The organism is Marinithermofilum abyssi (assembly GCF_014641195.1).
In the GTDB taxonomy this organism is placed as follows: Bacteria; Bacillota; Bacilli; order Thermoactinomycetales; family DSM-45169; genus Marinithermofilum; species Marinithermofilum abyssi.
In genome coordinates this window covers 46,665-67,716 of sequence record NZ_BMHQ01000011.1, presented here as the reverse complement: position 1 = coordinate 67,716, position 21,052 = coordinate 46,665, and the positions used below count along the sequence as shown (strand labels likewise).

The following is a 21,052-nucleotide window of genomic DNA, read 5'->3' as shown; positions in this document are numbered from 1 at the left end:
AGACAGCGAGAGACAAGCAGGATGAGGGGGAGCAATTTGATAGAGAAACATCAATTGGGAAACGGTGTCCGCGTGGTAGCGGAAAAAATTTCATCGGTCCGCTCGATAGCTTTCGGGTTGTGGATCGGCACGGGTTCCCGTCAGGAAAATGCCCGCAATAACGGCATTTCTCATTTTTTGGAGCACATGATGTTCAAAGGGACCAAAAACCGAACAGCCCGGGAATTGGCGGAGACTTTTGATGAAATCGGCGGCCAGGTAAACGCCTTCACATCCAAAGAGATGACCTGTTATTACGCTAAGGTGTTGGATCAACACCTGAATGTCGCGTTGGATGTCTTGGCGGATATGTTTTTTGAATCCACATTCGCGGAAGAAGAGCTCATAAAGGAACAAAAGGTGATTGTGGAGGAGATTCGGATGGTGGAAGATACACCGGATGATATCGTCCACGATTACCTTTCCCAAGCAGCGATGTCCAACCATCCTCTGGGCTTCCCGGTTCTTGGCAATGTGAACAATGTGCTTTCCTTTGACCGGCAAACCGTGGTGGATTACCGGGACAGCCACTACAGTCCGGAGAATTTGGTGATATCTTTGGCCGGCAACTTGCCGGATGATTACCTGCAACGGATTGAGGAGCGGTTTGGACATTTTCAAAGAGGGGCTCGGCTGGAAGAAATCGCAAAGCCCCAATATACCGCCGGTACGTTTATCCGCAAAAAATCAACGGAACAGACGCATTTATGTCTGGGATTTCCCGGTATTTCCATCCGGGATCCTCGCATTTATACGTTTATCCTGTTAAATAACATATTGGGAGGTAATATGAGCTCCCGTTTATTCCAGCAGATACGGGAAGACCGGGGATTGGCCTACTCCGTCTTCTCCTACCATTCCGCCTATCGTGACACAGGGCTTTTTACCATTTATGCCGGGACAGCCCATGGCCAGGAAAATAACGTGATCGAGATCATCTTGGACAATCTGAAGCAGATTCGTGAAAACGGTGTAACCGAAGCGGAACTGAACAAAGGGAAAGAGCAGTTGAAAGGCAGCCTGATGCTGAGTTTGGAGAGCACCAACAATCGAATGAGCCGGTTGGGGAAAAACGAGCTGTTGCTCGGAAAACACAAAACGCTGGATGAAATCATCGAGAGTGTACAACAAGTCTCTCACCAGGATGTGTTGCAATTGGCTGGGGACATTTTTACCCAGCCCATGTCACTATCTCTGATATCTCCGGAGGGACGAGTTCCAAGCGTGTTCAGGAGGGATGCTCTTGTTTAAGGTGCGTATTCGGCATCTGCCCGGGAATGAAGATTTGCCTCTTCCCCGACAAATGTCTGCAGGAGCTAGTGGTTTTGATATACCGGCAGCGGTAACAGAACCGGTCATTCTTTCTCCGGGGAAGCGTGGATTGATCCCGGCCGGGTTCGCTTTGGAAATGCCGCAGGGGTTGGAAGCGCAAGTCCGTCCGCGCAGTGGACTAGCATTAAAGAAAGGAGTCACCACGTTAAATTCACCCGGAACCATCGATGCGGATTACCGGGGGGAAGTGGGCGTCATTCTGATTAATCACGGGGAAGAGCCCTTCACCGTTCGGCGTGGAGATCGGATCGCTCAACTGGTATTTCAGGAAGTTCCCGCCGTCCGTTTGGAACCGGCGGATGATCTTGCGTCAACCGCACGTGGAGCAGGCGGATTTGGGCATACAGGAAAATAACCGAAGCGGGGGGAGCATGTTGGATTCCACGCGATTGAAATATTTGGAACAGGAAGTGGAACAGTTGCGGGCGGTTCTGTATCAGGCAGTGGGCGGAAAGCCCACCCGGCTGACCCATGCGGCGGTGATGCCGATCAGTCAGGAATTGGATGCACTTATTAACCAGTACCAGAAGGAAAAAAACAACCGGGAACAGTGATGAACGGACAAGCCATCCACAAGGGCTGGAGGCTGCTGACAAAATCATCTATGGGAAAGAAAAAGGCCATCTCACAAGGAACGACCTATGAACGTATCCAGCTTTCATGCGTAGAACCGAGGCAATAAGCGAGTTGGCACGCCTCGGTCATCGCACTACAAGAAGCGCAACTCGTGCTTTTTGTCGCTCCTGCTCCAATGTGCACGCTCTGTTTCGGACGGAGAGAGGGCGACGGGTAGAAGAACATTTTGCTGGGTTCAATAGGTTTGTCATCCAACTGAGATGGCTTTTTTCTATGGACATAATCCACTCGCTGGACGGATACATTCTACCAAGTACCAAACACGCCGAAGGAGAGTGGAAACATGCGCTGGAGCGAGTTCTCGGATAAAGAATTGATCGATTTGTTGGGTGGAGAGCGGATCGGCGTCATTGGGCAGGCGGATTTGGAAGTGGATCCCCAAACCGGAAAAATTCGCTCCATGATCGTGCCGACAGGCAGCGGATGGTTTGGGAAAAAACAGGGCACTGTAGAGATTCATTGGAATAAAATACGGAAAATCGGACCGGAAATGGTGATCGTTGAATCCGGATTTCGGCGAACAGATTAAGGAAAAAGGACAGTGTTTCTCAGGTACCGTTTTTTTGACCCCGTCATATGATGCATCATAGTCGCCATATGAGAATTCTTTCCGGTTGGGTTCCGGCGAAGGGTCAGGACACTCCAGGGGAAAGGGGTCATGACGGATGCTGACGGGAAAACATGTCGCTTTCCTTGGCGGGGATGCCCGACAGCTGGAAGTAATCAAAAGCTGTATTGAGTTGGATGCCGGGGTAAGTTTGATCGGATTTGACAATTTGCAAAGTCCATTCAGCGGAGCGAGTAACCGGGAACTGACCTTTGAGTTGTTAAAGACGGTGGATATGTTGATTTTGCCCATTGTCGGCACCGATGAGGAAGGACGTGTCGAAAGCATTTTCACGTCGAAAAAATTGGTGTTGACAGAGGAACATATCGAAGCCCTTCCTTCCCATGCCGTAGTTTATGCGGGTATTGCCAAATCCTACTTAATAGAGATGTGCAAACGACACTCCATTCGGCTGGTGGAGCTTTTGAAGCGGGATGATGTCGCGATTTACAACTCCATCCCCACGGTGGAAGGTGCATTGATGATGGCGATTCAAAACACCAACATCACACTGCACGGATCCAATTGTATCGTTCTCGGTTTGGGTCGGGTGGGGATGACACTCGCCCGTACGTTGCACGCATTGGGTGCTCGGGTAAAAGCGGGTGTTCGTAAGCCGAAAGATTTGGCCCGCGCGGTGGAAATGGGCCTGCACCCCTTTGATATGGAAGATCTGGAGGAGCAGGTAGAGGATGTGGATGTGCTGTTTAACACGGTGCCCGCCATGGTAGTGACCGCCAAAGTGTTGGCTCATATGCCTTACAGTGCGGTCATTATCGATTTGGCTTCCAAACCGGGTGGCGTCGATTTCCGTTATGCCGAAAAACGGGGAATTAAAGCGCTTCTCGCACCGAGTCTGCCGGGGATCGTTGCACCGAAAACCGCCGGCCGGATTTTGGCGCAAACCATGACGAGATTGATGTTGAAAGAGTTTGGTGACGAGGGGGCAACACCATGAATCTCGAAGGAAAAACCATCGGCTTTGGGATGACGGGATCCCATTGCACACACGATGAAGTGCTCCCGCAAATGAAGCGGTTAAAAGACCTGGGAGCCCGTGTCGTCCCGATTCTTTCCCACACGGTCCAGACCGTGGACAGCCGCTTCGGCACGGCTGCGGGATGGATGGAGAAGATCCGGGAGATTACCGGTGAAGAACCCATGACCAGTGTGCCGGATGCGGAGCCCATCGGTCCCAAAAAGTTATTGGACTGTATGTTGATTGCACCCTGCACAGGCAACAGCCTGGCCCGGTTGGCCAATGCGCTGACAGACGGACCGGTGTTGATGGCGGCGAAGGCGCAGATGCGCAATCACCGACCGGTGGTATTAGCCATTTCCACCAACGATGCCCTGGGGCTCAATGCATCCAACTTGGCCAAACTGGTGGCCGCCAAAGATATTTATTTTGTTCCCTTCGGACAGGATGCACCCGAAAGGAAGCCGAAATCGATGGTTTCCAGGATGGAGCTGATCCCCGAAACTTGCGAAGCGGCAATCAATGGGTATCAAATCCAACCAATGATAGTTGAAAAATACCGCGATTTGACCTCATAATAGATAGTATAATCATAGCTCTTGCCGGATAGATACAATGGCCTTCGTCCAGTTGAAGGCCTTTGTATCTTTCGGCAAAGATTTGGAGGAGGATTTCATCCATTATGCCGACACGTGAATATACGGTAGCCGTTTTAGGTGCATCAGGAGCTGTAGGACAACAGATTCTCAGAAACTTAGAAGAGCGTTCTTTTCCGGTAAAAGAACTGAAGCCTCTTGCATCCAAACGGTCTGCCGGAAAAACGGTCCGTTTCCGCGGGGAAGATGTGGTGATTCAAGAAGCGACCCCGGAAGCATTTGAAGGTGTCGATATCGCGCTGTTTAGTGCTGGGGGCGGTGTCAGCGAGAAGTTTGCTCCGGAAGCGGTCAAACGGGGAGCGGTTGTGGTGGATAACACCAACGCCTTTCGGATGGATCCCGAAGTTCCCTTGGTCGTGCCGGAGGTGAACGCGGAAGCGATCCGGAACCACAAAGGGATCATCGCCAACCCCAACTGTTCTACCATTCAAATGGTGGTGGCATTGAAACCCCTCTATGATCGGTTTGGTTTTGACCGGGTTATTGTCTCCACCTATCAGGCGGTTTCCGGTTCCGGCGCCAGCGCCGTGGAAGAGTTGCGCAAACAGTCGGAGGCAGCGCTGAAAGGGGAAGAAGTTCCGAAAGAAATCATGCCGGTGGGCAAATTGGATAAACATTATCAGATTGCGTTCAATGCACTCCCGCAATGCGACGTAGCCCAGGAAAACGGGTTTACGCTGGAAGAGATGAAAATGGTGCGGGAGACCAAAAAAATCTTTAATGACGACAACATCGGCGTAACCGCCACCTGTGTGCGGGTGCCGGTGATGCGCGGCCACAGCGAAACGGTGTATGTAGAGCTCAAAGAGGACTTTGATCTGGAAGAGGTACGCCAAGTACTGAGCGAAGGGAAAGGCATCATTCTGCAAGACGACATCGATAACCAGGTGTATCCGACGCCGTTGGATGCTGAAGGGCGAGATGAGGTCTTTGTGGGACGTGTTCGCCGGGATGTGATCAACCCTCGTGCGCTCAACATGTGGGTGGTTTCCGACAACCTGTTGAAGGGAGCTGCTACCAACGCAGTCCAAATCGCCGAACATCTTGTTTCACTCGACAGTTGAGAAAGGGATCAGAGTATGAAAATCCGAGTTCAGAAATTTGGTGGAACCTCTTTGGCCACGCCCGAGCTTCGCGCTCGGGTCGTGCATCATATTAAGAGCGCGTTGGAAGAAGGATGCCGATTGGCGGTGGTCGTATCCGCCATGGGGCGCAAAGGGGATCCGTATGCTACAGATACATTGTTGGATTTAGTAGGTCAAAACGAAAACGGACAAACGCTTCCTCCCCGTGAGCAGGATTTGCTGCTCTCCTGCGGGGAGATTATTTCGGCAACCACTTTGGCCAGTCTGCTGAAAAACGAAGGAATCGACACCTGTGTGTTGACAGGCGGCCAAGCTGGCATTATAACCAATAACGATTATACGAATGCGCAAATTGTGACGATCAACCCGAACCGGATTCGGGAAGAACTGGACAAAGGGAAAGTCGTCATCGTCACTGGGTTTCAAGGCCGAACCACCGACGGAGAAATCACCACTCTGGGCCGGGGAGGCAGTGATACCACGGCTACCGCTCTCGGTGTCGCACTGAATGCGGATATTGTGGATATTTTTACCGATGTGGACGGGATCATGACGGCGGACCCCCGGATTGTGGAAGATGCTTCTCCGCTGGAAACGGTGACGTATACCGAGATGTGCAACCTGGCTTTTCAAGGAGCGAAAGTGATTCACCCCCGTGCCGTGGAACTGGCGATGCAGACCAACGTTCCGATCCGGGTTCGATCCACCTGGACAGATAATCCCGGTACATTGGTGTGCAGCACAACGGAAGCCAACCGGTTGGCCGGAGAAGTGAATGACCGGCTGATCACCGGGATCACCCAAGTCCCGAATGTTACTCAGATCAAGGTGAATGCCAAAGAAGGGCAGTACGATATCCCGTTGCGCGTATTTAAAGCCATGGCGGAAAACGGGATCAGTGTGGACTTTATCAATGTGAACCCCAGCGGGTTGGCTTATACCGTGTATGATCATGTGGCGGACAAGGCGGAGGAAATTTTGCACGGGATGGAATTGGAACCGATCCTTCACCGGGGTTGTGCCAAAGTATCCACGGTTGGAGCAGGAATTGCGGGAGTTCCCGGCGTCATGTCCAAGATCGCGGAGGCCTTGACCCAGGAAGACATTCAGATCCTGCAGTCCGCTGATTCCCACACAACCATCTGGGTGTTGGTTCGCGGAGAGGATATGGCCAAAGCTGTCCGCGCCCTTCATCGACAATTCAATCTCCATAATATTCACCTTCACGAAAACCCAGTGAATGGATTACGATAGATAAAGACAGTTGATCATTCCTGATCCGTATCTGGAGGGATGGACGCCGTGTACTTTGGCAGATTGTTAACAGCAATGATAACCCCCTTCACCACGGACGGGGCCATTGATTGGCCCCGGGTGAAGGATACGATGGAACATCTGATTCAAACAGGAACCGAAACTCTCGTGGTAGCGGGCACGACGGGAGAATCCCCGACGCTGTCCCATGAGGAGAAGGTAGAGCTGTTCCGCTTCTGTGCCGATGAAGCAAAAGGCCGGGTCAAAGTGATAGCGGGGACGGGAAGCAACAACACCGCCGCCTCCATCGAGCTGACAAAGGAGGCGGAGTCGACCGGTGTCGATGGGGTGATGGTGGTGGCACCCTACTACAATAAACCGTCCCAGGAAGGGATGATTCAGCACTTCAAAGCGGTAGCCGGTGCCACGAATCTCCCGGTGATGGTGTACAATGTGCCCCACCGAACCGGTGTGAACATGGCTACGGAGACGATGTTGCGGCTGGCTCATGAAGTGGAAAACATCACCTCGATCAAGGAAGCCAGCGGGGACCTAGTCCAGGCGGCTCAGCTCATCTCCCGCAAACCGGAGGATGTGGCGGTCTACAGTGGGGTGGATGAATTATTTATCCCGTATTTGTCGGTGGGGGCCGACGGGATCGTCAGTGTGGCCAGCCATTTGCTCGGTTCGGAGATGAAAGAGATGATGAATGCTTTTTTTGCGGGAGATGTCAAGAAGGCAGCCGAAATGCAGCAAACATATAACCCGCTGATGCAAGCGATGTTCATGACATCCAGCCCCGCTCCCCTGAAATATGCGATGGCTTTAAAAGGGATCTGTGAAGAACATGTCCGACTCCCGGTGATCCCCCTGAATGACCAGCAAAAAGATATCGTCTCCACTTTGCTGGAGGAGCTGAAAGTTTAAACCCGCCAACCGGCGGGTTTTTTTGATGTTTGGAAAAGGAATGGGAAGATTTTTTGGCTGTTTCTTGCAAGCGGGATCAGCAATCGGGTATAATGGAACCAAGTGACTTGTGCGGTTTTTGGGTGAACTACAATTAAATACAGGAGGAATTTTTTTGGGAAAGAACAACTCACGAAGCAAACTCTCCATTTTTGCTCTCGGTGGGTTGGATGAAATCGGGAAAAACATGTACGTGGTGCAGTACGGGGATGACATCGTCGTCATCGATGCGGGACTGATGTTTCCGGAAGAGGAAATGTTGGGAATCGATGTGGTGATTCCGGACATCACGTATTTGTTGGAAAATCGCGACAAAGTTCGCGGCATTATTTTGACGCATGGACATGAGGATCATATCGGCGGACTTCCTTACATCTTGAAGGATTTGAATGTACCGGTATTCGGAACCAAACTGACGATGGGACTCGTGGAGCACAAGCTGCGCGAAGCTCATCTTTTGAACCAGACCAAACGTGTGCTGATCAACAGTCGTTCGGAGATTAAAATGGGTTCGATGAAGGCGACCTTCTTCAAAACGAACCACAGTATTCCGGATTCTGTCGGCGTATGTTTGGAGACACCCGAAGGCTGTGTAGTTCATACGGGTGACTTCAAATTTGACATGACACCTGTCAACGGACAGGCAGCCGACATGCACAAAATGGCGGAAATCGGCAAAAAGGGAGTCCTCTGCCTGCTGTCCGACAGCACCAACGCGGAACGCCCGGGCTTTACCGGATCGGAACGCACGGTCGGGGAAGCGCTGGAAGAGGTGTTCCGCAAGGCCAAACAGCGGGTGATCGTTGCTACATTCGCCTCCAATATTCACCGGATTCAGCAAGTGGTTGATGCTGCGCACATGCATAATCGGAAATTGGCGGTCATCGGCCGCAGCATGGTGAATGTAGTAAACATCGGGATGGAACTGGGTTATTTGCGGGTTCCATCGGATCTGTTAATCGACCCGGACGAAATCAACCGATTGCCCGCTCATAAGGTAGCGGTGATGTCTACCGGCAGCCAAGGGGAACCGATGTCTGCGCTGACACGGATGGCCCATGGCTCCCATCGAAAAATCGAAATCCTGCCGGGAGATACCGTTGTTTTGGCGGCGACACCGATCCCCGGAAACGAAAAGCTGGTAGCACGTACGGTCGACCAGTTGTTCCGGGTCGGGGCCGACGTTGTCTACAGCACCAACGCTCAGAACGGCGTTCACGTGTCTGGTCACGGTTCCCAGGAAGATCTGAAACTCATGCTCACCCTCATGCGTCCCAAATATTTCATCCCGATTCATGGTGAGCACCGCATGCTTCGGGCTCACGGCCAACTTGCAGAGTTAGTGGGCGTTCGTCCGGAAAACATCTTTATCTGCGACAATGGAGATGTTGTGGAGTTTTCCGGCGGGAAAGCCCGTTATGGTTCGAAGGTAACGACAGGTAATGTTTTGATTGACGGTTTAGGTGTCGGAGATGTAGGAAATATCGTGTTACGTGACCGCAAATTGCTGTCGCAAGACGGAATTTTGGTGGTTGTAGTCACCCTAGGTAAAAACAATGGCAAAATCTTGTCCGGACCGGATATTATCTCCCGCGGCTTTGTCTATGTACGAGAGTCGGAAAAGCTGCTGGAGGAAGCCAACCGCATTGTCACCCAAACGATGGAAAAGTGTGCGAACGAACGCGTCAGCGAATGGGCGTCGCTCAAGACGAGCATCCGGGATGCGCTGAGCCGCTTCTTGTATGATAAAACTCGGCGCCGGCCAATGATTTTGCCAATCATTATGGAAGTATAAGTATAATTCCATGAACAACGATAGCCGCAACCCCTTGATAAATAAGGGGTTGCGGCTATTTTTTTGTGGCGGAATACATCCAACTCGAGCGGGCCGGGGGAAGTATTCTGTGGAATGCTTTTTTGTATGGAATAAGAGGAAAGAAGTACATACTACAAAAGAAAAGGAGGTTACTGCCATGGATATGGAAACCAAATCGGAGACACAACCTCAGGTGAGTCCGCCATCCCCACCCGAACCGCCGAAGACGCCGGAAAAGCCGGAAAAGATGGATGAGGATCGCAAGAAAAGTGTAGTGGATGCCATTCAACAACTGGGGCAGGCCAATGTTCCCCACTTGGCATCCAACATCTATTGTTTATCGGTGGTCGGGCAGGTGGAAGGGCACTTGGTGATGCCGGCCCAAAACAAGACGACGAAGTATGAACATGTGATACCCCAGATTGTGGCTGCTGAGCAAAACAAAAACATTGAAGGGGTCGTTATCATTCTCAATACCGTCGGCGGGGACGTGGAAGCCGGTCTGGCCATCGCTGAAATGATCGCCAGTATGAGTAAACCGACAGTCTCGTTAGTTCTGGGAGGAGGGCACAGTATCGGTGTACCCATCGCCGTTTCCGCCGATATGTCCTTTATCGCCGAAACGGCCACGATGACGATTCACCCCGTGCGATTGACCGGAATGGTTGTAGGTGTTCCGCAGACTTTTGAATATATGGAAAAGATGCAGGAGCGGGTGATCCGTTTTGTTGCCCGTCATTCCAACATTACGGAAGAGAAATTCCGCGAGTTGATGTTCCGCACCGGCGAACTGGCCCGAGATATCGGTACCAATGTAATCGGACGGGATGCCGTCCATCATGGATTGATCGATCAGGTGGGCGGGTTGTCAGACGCTTTGGAAGAACTGAATCGTCGGATCGAGATGAATCGAAACGGAGGCGTCATTCAGTGATTCATTATTCGGTGGTCCCTGCGGACATGGTGTTTTACGATCCCACTCTGCCGCAGCCGGAATATCGGGAAGCCGTGGTGGAAGGGGTTCCCATGTTGGTGGAGCAAGTGGGTCTTCATGATACGAGGATCGTCCGCTTGCTCTCAATGGACCCCGCACACTACCTCGATCCCCGCTTCCAGCCGGGTAGTCGGTTATAGTTTTAACACCTAAAGAGGTTTTTCCGACCTCTCAGCTTATCCAGTGTAACAGAGAATCCCGTCTCTCCCTTTCTGACATCACAGATAAATATAGCGTGGCTATGGAGTGCAGCGACACGTAGCACGACGAAATGCCCCGTGAGGTGCGATGACGAGGCGCGAACCAAGGAAAATGCTTTAGTGTGCCCACGGGCAAGGGAGCAACGGGCAAAAGAGTCGAAGCGATCCTACAGGTTTGTCATCGATCTGAGAAGCTTTTTCCAAGCTTCTTTTCTTTTTGGCAGGAGATCACCGAAGGGGATCACGAAATGGTAGGCGAAGATTGGCTGCCCTTTCCATGTTATAATAAGGTGAGGGCTGGCGAAAAACGCCATGGAATCATATGGGAAATCCGGCGTTGCAGCGCGAAAGGAGCGACATTTTGTTCCGCAACGAGGCATCATAGAGAAAAGGTGATTGTACATGGCGAAAGGAAAAAAGAAAAAAGAAAACAAGCAAACCAAACAAACAGGCCTGAAACGGGCGATCCGTTACGAACTGTACGGGATCGGCATTTTCACCTTATCCTTGATGGCGATGGCCAACTTGGGGGCGACTGGGCGTTCTCTTACATACTTGTCCCGTTTTTTTGTAGGAAACTGGGACTTTTTACTCCCTCTTGGCGGTATCGTTCTGTCTGTGTATGTGATGGTGCAGCGGCGGTGGCCGAAAGAGTGGTCTCCCCGGTGGACGGGGATTTTGCTGATGGTGCTTGCCTTTCTGATTATGAACCATATGGATACCTTTGACACGCTCGAAGCCAAAGGCCAAGGCGGCCCCATCCTGGCGACGACATGGAAATTGGTGTTGGAGGAGCGCGAGTCCCGTCTTCCCACGGACATCGGAGGAGGTATGGTGGGCGCTTTTGGTTATGCCTTGTTTTATTATCTGTTTGATCGGACGGGCTCCACTATCGCCGTGACGGCGTTGGCTCTGGCGGGTGTGTTGTTGACTACCGGCTTTTCCTATGTCACCGCTTTTCGGAAACTGCGTGCCTGGTGGCAAAACAAAGTGGCCGAGTGGAAGCGGGATCTTTCCCGCCGGTTTACGGCACTGCAACAAAAGAAGGAACAAGGAGACTCTTCCGGCTTCACTCGGAAAGCGAAAAAGCGAGACTGGCTGGGGAAAAAAGCTCCTCAGTACGAACAGTTGGAAATGCCGGTCATTCATGATTTTGCGGACCGAAGTGAACCGGCGGCGGAGGAAGATTCCAAACCGTCTCCCGATTTGGCAGCATCGATTCTGGGCCAGGCCAAACCGGCACCCGGCTCCGCTTCTGGCTCGGGAGCGGAACAAGCGGCAGAGAAACCGAAGGAATCGGAAAAAGACGGTACGGTTGTGGTACAGTTCCACCCTGAAAAAGAGATGGCGGAATATCGCCTTCCATCCTATTCTCTTTTGGATAAGCCGAAAAAATCCGGCAGGCAGCAAGAACGCCGCGGCATGACGGAAAACGCGAAAAAGCTGGAAGCCACCTTAGAGAGTTTCGGTGTCAAGGCAACGGTCACCCAGATCCACAGGGGGCCCGCTGTCACCCGATACGAAGTACAGCCCAGCACAGGGGTAAAAGTGAGCCGAATCGTCAATTTGGCGGATGATCTTGCACTGGCTTTGGCGGCCAAGGATATTCGGATAGAGGCGCCTATTCCGGGAAAAGCCGCGGTGGGGATCGAAGTGCCCAATCCCGAGGTTTCCATCGTCAGCCTGCGGGATGTGCTGGAAAGCTCCCAGTACCATGAGTCCAAATCCAAGCTCTCCCTGGCGCTGGGGCGGGATATTTCCGGTGAAGCGATCGTGGGGGATCTCACCAAGATGCCTCACTTGTTGGTGGCTGGTGCCACCGGGGCAGGAAAAAGTGTCTGCATCAACGACATTATCTGCAGCATTTTGTATAAGGCGAAACCCAATGAGGTCCGTTTCATGATGATTGATCCCAAGATGGTGGAACTCAACGTGTATAACGGAATTCCCCATTTGTTGGCGCCGGTAGTGACAGATTCCCGCCGGGCTGCAGTGGCGCTGAAAAAAGTGGTGGCGGAAATGGAGAAGCGGTATGAATTGTTTGCCAAATCCGGCGCACGGGATATTGAACGATATAACCAACTGATCCAAGAGCAGAAAGATCGTCCACCGTTGCCGTATATTGTGGTGATTGTCGACGAACTGGCGGATTTGATGATGGTGGCCCCCGCTGATGTAGAGGATGCCATCTGCCGGCTGGCACAAATGGCGCGCGCGGCGGGAATTCATTTGATTATCGCCACTCAGCGCCCGTCGGTGGATGTGATCACCGGTGTGATCAAGGCAAACATCCCCTCCCGGATTGCTTTCGGTGTGTCTTCCCAGGCCGATTCCCGCACCATTTTGGATATGGGCGGCGCAGAGAAGCTGCTGGGACGCGGGGATATGCTGTATTTGCCCGTAGGCGCATCCAAGCCGATTCGGGTACAAGGTTCCTTTGTGTCGGATAAAGAGGTGGAGGCGGTGGTTCGCTTTGTGAAGGACCAGCAGGAAGCCCGCTACCAGGAAGAGATGATTCCCGAGGCAAAAGAAGCCGAGGACGGGGAAACAGTGGAGGACGAATTGTATCCCCAAGCGGTGCAGCTGGTGGTGGAAGCGAAAACGGCATCCGTTTCTCTTTTGCAACGACGCCTGCGCATCGGCTATACCCGGGCAGCTCGCTTGATTGACGCCATGGAACAGAATGGGGTTGTCGGCCCTTATGAAGGCAGCAAGCCGCGGGAGGTGCTGGTGCATCCGGAGCAGTTGCAGCAGCAAAACATCCCGATGTAGATCGAAGGGAGGAAAACAATAGGCTAGCAATTCATACAAACGCATGGTATAAATGTAAAGGGATAACCCTTTTGAAATAGGAGGAGTTGTCCAACCGCAGCGGTTCGGCCGTTGTCCTTCGGGACTGCGGCATCCAAAATGTCGAAAAAGGCCGAATCGGATGAGGATTGGCACTTGTTCGGGTATCCCTTTATTTTTCTATCAAGGGGGTTGCTTGGGATGAGCAAAAAAGGATGGGCTATCCTGATGCTCAGTCTGGTGACGGTGCTGGCCATCAGCGGGTGCGGGGCTGCCAACAATCAGGCTGACGGCGGGTTCAAGGCGGGGCTGGTGACGGATACCGGCGGGCTGAACGACGAGTCGTTCAACCAAACAGCTTGGGAAGGCATGGAAAAAGCTAAGAAAGAGCTGGGGGCCGATGTGAAGGCATTGGAATCCAAGCGGGATGAAGATTACATACCCAACCTGACCCGGTTTATCCGTGAAAAACGGGATATCACCTGGGGAATCGGTTTTAAGTTTGAAAAGTCGATGCGGGATGTAGCGGAGCAGTTCCCGGATGCCAAACTGGGCATCGTCGACTCCAATATGGGAGGAAAGATTCCTTCCAATGTCGTTGCGGTCACCTTTAAAGAAGAAGAAGGTTCCTTCCTGATGGGTGTGATCGCGGGATCCATGACCAAAACGAACAAAGTCGGTTTCATCGGTGGAATTACGTCCCCTTTGATCAAAAAATTTGAAGCTGGCTATGTAGCGGGGGTACATGCGGTAAACCCCAAGGCAAAAGTGGAAGTGGTCTATGCGGAAAGCTTTACGGATGAGGCCAAAGGACGGACGATTGCCGCCAACATGTATGATCAGGGCGTAGATATCGTTTACCATGCTTCTGGCGGTGTGGGCAAAGGGCTCTTCAACGAGGTGAAGACCCGGAAGAAGGGGAAGTATTGGGCGATCGGGGTGGATATGGATCAGTCCCGGCTGGCACCGGATCATACCTTGAGCTCCATGGTGAAAAGGGTGGATGTGGCTGTCTTCGACGTGATGAAAGATCTGAAGGACGGCAAGTTTGCCGGCGGAAAACAAGTCGAGCTCGGTTTGAAGGACCAGGCGGTTGCTGTGGCGGATACCACGGATAAATACGTGCCGGCTGACGTGATGAAAAAGGTGGAGGATTACAGGCAGCAAATTGTCGACGGGAAAATCAATGTGCCTGCAACAGACGAGGAATTGAAAAGCTTCCTCAAAAAATAACCGATGGAAAAGAAAAAGGGCTGGCCCCCAAGCTGGCCCTTTTTTCGGGTGGGCAAGGAGGGTGAAAAAATGAATGCAGTGGAAATGAGGGGGATCACGAAACGATTTCCCGGCATTGTCGCCAACGATCAGGTTCATCTATCGGTCAATCAGGGAGAGATTCATGCGTTGCTGGGAGAAAACGGCGCAGGCAAATCCACTCTGATGAATATCCTATTCGGTTTGTATCAGCCGGATGAAGGAGAGATTTTCATCCGGGAGAAACCGGTGAAAATCACTGGGCCGACCAAGGCAGCAGCATTGGGAATCGGCATGGTTCACCAGCACTTTATGTTGGTGGAACCTTTTACAGTGACGGAAAATATTATCCTGGGGGCCGAACCTACGAGCAGAGGCTGCATCGATCGGCATCGGGCTGAACGAGAAGTGAGGGAGATTTCTGAAAAGTACGGCTTGCGTGTGGATCCAACCGCGCGGATTCGGGATATTTCCGTCGGGATGCAACAACGGGTGGAAATTTTGAAAACTCTCTACCGGGGCGCTGAAGTACTGATTTTTGACGAACCGACAGCGGTATTATCCCCCCAGGAGATCGACGAACTGATGGAGATCATGGAGAATTTGGTGCGGGAAGGGAAAACGATCATCTTTATTACGCACAAGTTGAAAGAGATCATGCGGATCTGCGATACCGTAACGGTGATTCGCAGGGGAAAAACGATCGGATCCACTTCCGTGAAGGGAACCAGTGAACAAGAGCTGGCTTCCATGATGGTGGGGCGCGAAGTCTCGTTTTCGGTGAATAAGCAGGAGTCACGCCCCGGAAAGACGGTGTTGAAGGTCCAGTCTCTCACTGTAAAGGACAGTCGTGGAGTGGAGGCGGTCCGAGGGTTGGATCTGGAAGTCCGGGCGGGAGAAATCGTCGGCTTGGCCGGTGTGGATGGGAATGGTCAATCGGAGCTGCTGGAAGCCATCACGGGTTTGCGCAAGGCTCATGCGGGGGACATCCTGCTGAATGGCGAGGCGATTACCCGGCTTCAGCCTAGGGCCATTGCCCGCCGGGGTGTGGGGCATATCCCGGAAGACCGGCAGAAACGAGGGCTGGTGCTTGATTTTTCCATCGGGGAAAACATGGTGCTGCAGACCTATGACCAGACCCCTTTCGCCAAAGGGTTTCTTTTGCGTTATCCGGAGATTTTCCGTCATGCAAAGCGGCTGATCGAAGATTTTGATGTACGCACACCGGATGAACAAACACATGCCCGGGCTTTGTCCGGCGGGAACCAGCAAAAAGCGATCATCGCCCGGGAAGTGGACCGGGATCCGGATCTTTTGATTGCTGCACAGCCGACACGGGGGCTGGATGTCGGGGCCATCGAATTTATCCATCGCCGTTTGGTGGAGCAACGGGACAAGGGAAAGGCTGTTTTGCTGATGTCATTGGAGCTGGATGAGATATTGAAATTAAGTGATCGGATCGCCGTCATGTATGGAGGACGGATTGCTGGTTGGCTAAACCCGAAGACAACGAACGAAGAGGAAATCGGCCTCTTGATGGCGGGCGGCAAGGTGGGGGAGGAAGTGGCACAAGGATGAAACACTTGGAACAGATACACAACCAGTCGGCATGGCTGACTTCGTTGATCTCCGTCCTGTTGGGGATGCTTGTTGGCGCTGGGATGATGCTGGCGGCAGGATATGATCCTTTGCTGGCTTATGGTGCCCTCTTTCAAAACGCAATTTTTCAGCCCTATGATTTGGGAGAAACCATCCGCACCATTACACCATTGATCTTGACCGGTTTGGCTGTGGGTTTGGCTTTTCGGACAGGATTGTTCAATATCGGGGTGGAAGGGCAGATGATCATCGGCTCCCTGGCTGCCGCCATTGTGGGGTTGAAGTTTTCTTTGCCGCCGGTGTTGCACTCAGCGGCCGCTGTGGCCGCTGCAGCTGTTGCCGGAGCATTGTGGGCCTTCATCCCGGGATTGTTAAAAGCGGTTCGCGGTGTACACGAAGTCATCACCACCATTATGATGAATTTTATTGCATTAAACTTGTCCAACTGGTTAGTTCGGACCTGGTTGTCCAACGGGGCCGATTCCACGGACAAAATCAAAGAATCCGCTTCATTGCGCTGGGATTTGCTGTCGCAATGGTTCGACAACTCCCGCATTCATTTGGGTATCATGATCGCTCTCTTGGCGGCTTATGGGATGTATGTGTTGCTGTGGAAGACGACGTACGGATTTGAATTGCGAGCTGTTGGTTACAATCCCCATGCTTCTGAATATGCGGGAATGAATGTCAAACGCAGCATCCTCTCCTCGATGATGATCAGCGGGATGTTTGCCGGACTGGCAGGAGCGTGTCAGCTTTTGGGCACCTCCGGATATTTGTCTATCCGCGGCGGTTTTGAAGGAATCGGCTTTGATGGGATTGCTGTCGCACTCCTGGGAGCCAATGCTCCGATCGGGATTTTGCTGGCAGCAGTGTTGTTCGGTGTGCTGACCTACGGCGGCGGAAACATGCAATTTGCTGCAGATGTTCCTTTCGAAGTGATCCGGGTGGTGTTTGCGGCGATTATTTTGTTCGTGGCAGCCAATCTATCCCAATCGATATTCAGCCGCGCTCGCGGAATGAGGAGGGAACCTCATGCTTGATGTGATGGCCAATATCCTTCAGACAACGGTGCTGTATTCCACTCCGCTGGTTCTGGCTGCGATGGGGGGATTATTCTCCGAGCGTTCCGGTGTGGTCAACATCGCGTTGGAAGGCCTGATGACCATTGGGGCATTTACTGCAGCGGTGGCCACGTTAGCTACGGGCAACCCGTGGTTGGGACTGGCGGCGGCGATGTTGTCCGGAGTGGCGTTTGCCTGGCCCCATGCGGCAGCTTCCATCCGTTTCAAAGCCGACCAAGTGGTGAGCGGTGTCGCCATCAACTTTCTTGCTCTGGGTACGTCCGTCTACTTGGTGAAACATCTCTATGATTCGGGACAGACGCCGACTGTTCAGGAAACGTTAAAGCGGATGCCGATTCCGGGTTTGGATCAAATTCCTGTGATCGGTCCTTCGCTGTTCAATGCGTTCCCCACAACCTATATCGCTTTGGTGGTGTCGATTTTGTCCTATATCGTGTTGTACCGCACCCCTTTCGGCATGCGCTTGCGGGCGGTGGGGGAACATCCCAGGGCAGCGGAAACCATGGGGGTAAACGTTGTTCGCATGCGCTATACGGCGGTGTTGATCAGCGGGGCTTTGGCAGCTCTGGGCGGTGCCGGACTTTCGATTGCCATCGGGAGTGAATTTAACCAGAATACGGTGGCCGGACAAGGGTTTATCGCTCTAGCGGCGCTTATTTTCGGCAAATGGCATCCTTTCGGTGCCTTGGGAGCGGCATCGTTCTTTGGATTTGCCGTCGCCCTGGCCTTAATGGGTCAATTCTTCGGATTGACGCAATATGTTTCCAGTGAAGTGCTGAATATGCTTCCCTATGTCTTAACGATTCTGGCTTTGGCAGGTTTTGTCGGGCGGGCGGAAGCGCCGGCTGCGATCGGCAAAGTATATGAAACGGACAGCCGATAGAAAAGGCGCCCCATTCGCGGGCGTCTATTTTTCTAAGGATGACGATGCCAAGAAATCGTTTCTCTTTTTCCATCAGGGCAAATAGGATATATCACATGCCTTCTGTGGAATACTAGATCTGAGAATTTTGACCGTCCCTCTCTCTTTCAAGGGACAGAACTGTTACACTATAATGGTGAGGAATTGTGAGAAGGAGAGGTGTCTGTGTGAACTATCTAAGGTTTGAAACAGTTCCGGTAGGCAACCTTCGGGTTCATGTCTGTTCGACGGACAAATTTAAGACCAACGCCCTATCCATCATGGTTCAGCAATCGCTGACTCCGGAAAATGTAACGCGTACGGCGCTTTTGCCCAGTGTACTCCAACGGGGGACCCGGTCCATTCCTTCCACGTTGGAATTGAAACGCAAACTGGAAGACCTCTATGGTGCCAGCTTATTCGGCGATGTCTATAAACGGGGCGAACGCCATATTATCCAATTCGGCATGGAGCTGGCCAACGAGGAGTATTTGACAGAAACTTCTTCCCTGCTGGAGGAAGGGGTAGCTTTTCTCGGAGAGGTGGTCAACCATCCCGCGGAGGAGAACGGTGCCTTTAAAGCATCCTATGTGAAGGCGGAAAAGAAAAATCTGAAGCAAAAAATCGAGAGCCTGATGGATGATAAGATCCGGTATGCGGCTCAACGGTGCGTGGCGGAGATGTGCGAGGGAGAACCCTACAGCTTGTTTAACCACGGCCGCGTGGAAGACTTGGAGGGGATTCAACCCGACAACCTGTATACATATTTCGAGGAATTGATCTCCGGCCGCCCGATGGATATTTACTTTGTCGGCAAGCTGTCGGTGGATGAAGTGGTGCGGTTGGTGGAGAAACATTTTCCTGTATCGGAAGGGAAACGGCAGGATGTGCAGGTGTCTAACGTCCAGCATCCGGTGCAGAAAGTCAAAGAAGTCGTCGATCGGATGAATGTGAACCAGGGCAAACTGAACATGGGTTGCCGCACGCAAACATCGATCGCGGACGACGATTATATTCCGCTGATGGTATACAACGGAATTCTCGGCGGCTTCCCCCACTCCAAACTGTTCATCAATGTGCGGGAAAAAGCCAGCCTGGCTTATTATGCAGCCTCCCGTCTGGAAAGTCACAAAGGGATTCTCACTGTGCAATCCGGCATCGAAATCGGCAACTATCAAAAGGCGGTCGACATCATTAAGGAGCAATTTGATCTGATGCAGCAAGGACAATTTTCCGATAAGGAATTGGCACAGACCCGCGCGATGTTGATCAACCAATTGAGAGAGCGCCAGGATCGGCCTTTTGACCTGATCGATGCTCACTATCACGGTGTGTTGAGCGGAAAAGACCGGCCGTTGGATGACATGATCCGTCAAATCCAGCAAGTAAGCAAAGACGAGATCCGCAAAGTAGCTGAAAAGGTGCAGCTGGATACCATTTATTTCCTTCGGGATAAAAAGGAGGGAGCTGCCGATGGAACGGATCGAGCATAAACAGTTGAAAGAAACCCTCTATCACGAAACCCTGCCGAACGGCATGGAAGTATACCTCTTGCCAAAGCCTGGCTTTTTCAAAACGTATGCCACCTTTACCACCCGGTACGGCTCCATCGACAATCATTTTCAACCGCCGGGCAAAGAGGAGCTGAAGGTTCCGGACGGTATCGCTCACTTCTTGGAGCACAAAATGTTCGAAGAAGAGGACGGAGATGTGTTTGCCGAGTTTTCCAACCAAGGAGCGTCCGCCAACGCTTTTACCAGCTTTGATCGGACAGCATACTTGTTTTCCTGTACGGAACAGGTAGAAAAAAACTTAACCACACTGATCGATTTCGTACAGCGCCCCTATTTCACAGATCAAAATGTGGAGAAAGAAAAAGGGATTATCGGGCAAGAGATTCGCATGTACGATGACAATCCGGATTGGCGTTCCTATTTTGGTCTGATTCAAGCGATGTTTCAAAACCACCCTGTGAAAATAGACATCGCAGGAACGGTGGAGTCGATCGCTAAGATCAACAAGGAGCTGCTTTACACCTGTTATGAAACCTTCTACCATCCCAGCAACATGCTGCTGTTCGTGGTGGGGCCGATCGATCCCGATAAGATCATGGAACTGGTCCGGCAAAACCAGGCAGCCAAAGAATACGGAAAACAAGAAGAGATCCGCCGCTTCTACCCAGATGAACCGAAGAAGGTTGCCGAGAAAAGGAAAGAAGTGCAGTTAAGTGTAGGAATCTCTAAGTGCTTGTTCGGCTTTAAGGAAAAAACAATCGGCTTGTCGGGAGATGATCTGGTACGGCAGGAGCTGGCGACGGAAGTGATGCTGGAAGCGTTGTTTGGTCCGGGATCGGATCTGTATCAATCCCTTTATGATGACGGGTTGATCGACGACAACTTCAGTTACGACTATTCGCTCGAACATGGTTACGGCTTCTCCATGGCCGGGGGGGATACACCCGACCCCGATACGCTGGTAAAACGCATCGAAACGGAATTGCCCAAGGTGAGACAGACAGGGATTCGAGAGAATGTCGTCGAGCGAATCCGGAAGAAGAAATTGGGCAATAATCTCCGCCTTTTGAATTCACCGGAGTGGATTGCCAACCAGTTTACGCGCTATCGGTTTAACGAAACGGACCTGTTCCGCATCGTACCACTCTTGGAGGAGCTGACACCGGAAGATGTGAATGCCCGCTTGCAGGAACACATCGACTGGGACTGCTTTGCCGTCTCCATCGTTCGGCCCCACTAATCCACACGAGCGTGCCCTACGGGGCACGCCGATGTTGCTGATACAGGCTCAGCAGTTGTATAGAGGCGGGAAGAAGCCCTTCTGCTAAGTCGCGACTTCTGAACGGCG

19 protein-coding genes are annotated in these 21,052 nt (G+C 52.1%); all 19 read left to right on the top strand.

The window, feature by feature from the left end:
* The first annotated feature begins 36 nt into the window (after nucleotides 1-36).
* The 19 genes from IEW70_RS14450 (at nucleotide 37) to yfmH (ending at nucleotide 20,944) form a co-directional block, all read left to right on the top strand.
* Nucleotides 37-1,290, top strand: coding sequence for a M16 family metallopeptidase (locus IEW70_RS14450; protein WP_188648622.1), 1,254 nt, complete (start codon nucleotides 37-39; stop codon nucleotides 1,288-1,290).
* The gene (dut, locus tag IEW70_RS14445) at nucleotides 1,277-1,726 is read left to right on the top strand and encodes a dUTP diphosphatase (RefSeq protein WP_188648621.1); all 450 of its coding nucleotides are present in this window, start codon (nucleotides 1,277-1,279) and stop codon (nucleotides 1,724-1,726) included. The genes IEW70_RS14450 and dut overlap by 14 nt, the downstream gene beginning before the upstream one ends.
* A 16-nt stretch (nucleotides 1,727-1,742) precedes the next feature.
* Nucleotides 1,743-1,925, top strand: a complete 183-nt coding sequence (locus tag IEW70_RS14440; protein ID WP_188648620.1) for an aspartyl-phosphate phosphatase Spo0E family protein — start codon at nucleotides 1,743-1,745, stop codon at nucleotides 1,923-1,925.
* Between the two features lie 365 nt (nucleotides 1,926-2,290).
* Nucleotides 2,291-2,536 carry a YlmC/YmxH family sporulation protein gene (locus IEW70_RS14435; RefSeq protein ID WP_188648619.1) on the top strand — a complete coding sequence of 82 codons (246 nt, stop codon included), beginning with the start codon at nucleotides 2,291-2,293 and terminating at the stop codon, nucleotides 2,534-2,536.
* A 136-nt stretch (nucleotides 2,537-2,672) separates the two neighbouring features.
* Nucleotides 2,673-3,572, top strand: coding sequence for a dipicolinate synthase subunit DpsA (gene dpsA / locus IEW70_RS14430; protein WP_188648618.1), 900 nt, complete (start codon nucleotides 2,673-2,675; stop codon nucleotides 3,570-3,572).
* On the top strand, nucleotides 3,569-4,171 hold the full coding sequence (locus IEW70_RS14425; RefSeq protein ID WP_188648617.1) for a dipicolinate synthase subunit B: 603 nt from the start codon (nucleotides 3,569-3,571) through the stop codon (nucleotides 4,169-4,171). The genes dpsA and IEW70_RS14425 overlap by 4 nt, the downstream gene beginning before the upstream one ends.
* Nucleotides 4,172-4,275: 104 nt before the next feature.
* Nucleotides 4,276-5,313: an aspartate-semialdehyde dehydrogenase gene (locus tag IEW70_RS14420; protein ID WP_188648616.1), complete on the top strand. Its 1,038-nt coding sequence runs from the start codon at nucleotides 4,276-4,278 to the stop codon at nucleotides 5,311-5,313.
* 15 nt (nucleotides 5,314-5,328) lie between these two features.
* The gene (gene dapG, locus IEW70_RS14415) at nucleotides 5,329-6,588 is read left to right on the top strand and encodes an aspartate kinase (RefSeq protein WP_188648615.1); all 1,260 of its coding nucleotides are present in this window, start codon (nucleotides 5,329-5,331) and stop codon (nucleotides 6,586-6,588) included.
* 39 nt (nucleotides 6,589-6,627) lie between these two features.
* Nucleotides 6,628-7,515: a 4-hydroxy-tetrahydrodipicolinate synthase gene (dapA, locus tag IEW70_RS14410; RefSeq protein WP_188648614.1), complete on the top strand. Its 888-nt coding sequence runs from the start codon at nucleotides 6,628-6,630 to the stop codon at nucleotides 7,513-7,515.
* 154 nt (nucleotides 7,516-7,669) lie between these two features.
* Nucleotides 7,670-9,349, top strand: a complete 1,680-nt coding sequence (locus IEW70_RS14405) for a ribonuclease J (RefSeq protein ID WP_188648613.1) — start codon at nucleotides 7,670-7,672, stop codon at nucleotides 9,347-9,349.
* 178 nt (nucleotides 9,350-9,527) lie between these two features.
* Nucleotides 9,528-10,304, top strand: coding sequence for a ClpP family protease (locus tag IEW70_RS14400; RefSeq protein ID WP_188648612.1), 777 nt, complete (start codon nucleotides 9,528-9,530; stop codon nucleotides 10,302-10,304).
* Nucleotides 10,301-10,504: a YlzJ-like family protein gene (locus IEW70_RS14395; RefSeq protein ID WP_188648611.1), complete on the top strand. Its 204-nt coding sequence runs from the start codon at nucleotides 10,301-10,303 to the stop codon at nucleotides 10,502-10,504. Before IEW70_RS14400 ends, IEW70_RS14395 begins: the two co-directional genes overlap by 4 nt.
* Nucleotides 10,505-10,966: 462 nt before the next feature.
* Complete coding sequence (locus IEW70_RS14390) at nucleotides 10,967-13,336, top strand: FtsK/SpoIIIE family DNA translocase (RefSeq protein ID WP_188648610.1); 2,370 nt, start codon at nucleotides 10,967-10,969, stop codon at nucleotides 13,334-13,336.
* Nucleotides 13,337-13,555: 219 nt separating this feature from the next.
* Nucleotides 13,556-14,587, top strand: coding sequence for a BMP family lipoprotein (locus tag IEW70_RS14385; protein ID WP_188648609.1), 1,032 nt, complete (start codon nucleotides 13,556-13,558; stop codon nucleotides 14,585-14,587).
* A gap of 69 nt (nucleotides 14,588-14,656) precedes the next feature.
* Nucleotides 14,657-16,183, top strand: coding sequence for an ABC transporter ATP-binding protein (locus IEW70_RS14380; protein ID WP_188648608.1), 1,527 nt, complete (start codon nucleotides 14,657-14,659; stop codon nucleotides 16,181-16,183).
* Nucleotides 16,180-17,247, top strand: coding sequence for an ABC transporter permease (locus IEW70_RS14375; RefSeq protein WP_188648607.1), 1,068 nt, complete (start codon nucleotides 16,180-16,182; stop codon nucleotides 17,245-17,247). Before IEW70_RS14380 ends, IEW70_RS14375 begins: the two co-directional genes overlap by 4 nt.
* Nucleotides 17,240-18,172 carry an ABC transporter permease gene (locus IEW70_RS14370; RefSeq protein ID WP_188648606.1) on the top strand — a complete coding sequence of 311 codons (933 nt, stop codon included), beginning with the start codon at nucleotides 17,240-17,242 and terminating at the stop codon, nucleotides 18,170-18,172. Before IEW70_RS14375 ends, IEW70_RS14370 begins: the two co-directional genes overlap by 8 nt.
* Nucleotides 18,173-18,378: 206 nt before the next feature.
* Entirely contained in the window at nucleotides 18,379-19,683 is a 1,305-nt protein-coding gene (gene yfmF, locus IEW70_RS14365) for an EF-P 5-aminopentanol modification-associated protein YfmF (protein WP_188648605.1), read from the top strand.
* Nucleotides 19,664-20,944: an EF-P 5-aminopentanol modification-associated protein YfmH gene (gene yfmH / locus IEW70_RS14360; protein WP_188648604.1), complete on the top strand. Its 1,281-nt coding sequence runs from the start codon at nucleotides 19,664-19,666 to the stop codon at nucleotides 20,942-20,944. The genes yfmF and yfmH overlap by 20 nt, the downstream gene beginning before the upstream one ends.
* Nucleotides 20,945-21,052 lie beyond the last annotated feature (108 nt).

Excerpts from the sequence above, each read along its gene's own strand:
- dapG (WP_188648615.1), top strand. The coding sequence starts at position 5,329 with ATGAAAATCCGAGTTCAGAAATTTGGTGGAACCTCTTTGGCCACGCCC.
- IEW70_RS14425 (WP_188648617.1), top strand. The coding sequence starts at position 3,569 with ATGAATCTCGAAGGAAAAACCATCGGCTTTGGGATGACGGGATCCCAT.
- IEW70_RS14390 (WP_188648610.1), top strand. The coding sequence starts at position 10,967 with ATGGCGAAAGGAAAAAAGAAAAAAGAAAACAAGCAAACCAAACAAACA.
- dpsA (WP_188648618.1), top strand. The coding sequence starts at position 2,673 with ATGCTGACGGGAAAACATGTCGCTTTCCTTGGCGGGGATGCCCGACAG.
- IEW70_RS14385 (WP_188648609.1), top strand. The coding sequence starts at position 13,556 with ATGAGCAAAAAAGGATGGGCTATCCTGATGCTCAGTCTGGTGACGGTG.
- IEW70_RS14400 (WP_188648612.1), top strand. The coding sequence starts at position 9,528 with ATGGATATGGAAACCAAATCGGAGACACAACCTCAGGTGAGTCCGCCA.
- IEW70_RS14375 (WP_188648607.1), top strand. The coding sequence starts at position 16,180 with ATGAAACACTTGGAACAGATACACAACCAGTCGGCATGGCTGACTTCG.
- IEW70_RS14420 (WP_188648616.1), top strand. The coding sequence starts at position 4,276 with ATGCCGACACGTGAATATACGGTAGCCGTTTTAGGTGCATCAGGAGCT.
- dapA (WP_188648614.1), top strand. The coding sequence starts at position 6,628 with ATGGACGCCGTGTACTTTGGCAGATTGTTAACAGCAATGATAACCCCC.
- IEW70_RS14440 (WP_188648620.1), top strand. The coding sequence starts at position 1,743 with ATGTTGGATTCCACGCGATTGAAATATTTGGAACAGGAAGTGGAACAG.
- IEW70_RS14370 (WP_188648606.1), top strand. The coding sequence starts at position 17,240 with ATGCTTGATGTGATGGCCAATATCCTTCAGACAACGGTGCTGTATTCC.
- IEW70_RS14380 (WP_188648608.1), top strand. The coding sequence starts at position 14,657 with ATGAATGCAGTGGAAATGAGGGGGATCACGAAACGATTTCCCGGCATT.
- yfmH (WP_188648604.1), top strand. The coding sequence starts at position 19,664 with ATGGAACGGATCGAGCATAAACAGTTGAAAGAAACCCTCTATCACGAA.
- dut (WP_188648621.1), top strand. The coding sequence starts at position 1,277 with ATGCTCTTGTTTAAGGTGCGTATTCGGCATCTGCCCGGGAATGAAGAT.
- IEW70_RS14435 (WP_188648619.1), top strand. The coding sequence starts at position 2,291 with ATGCGCTGGAGCGAGTTCTCGGATAAAGAATTGATCGATTTGTTGGGT.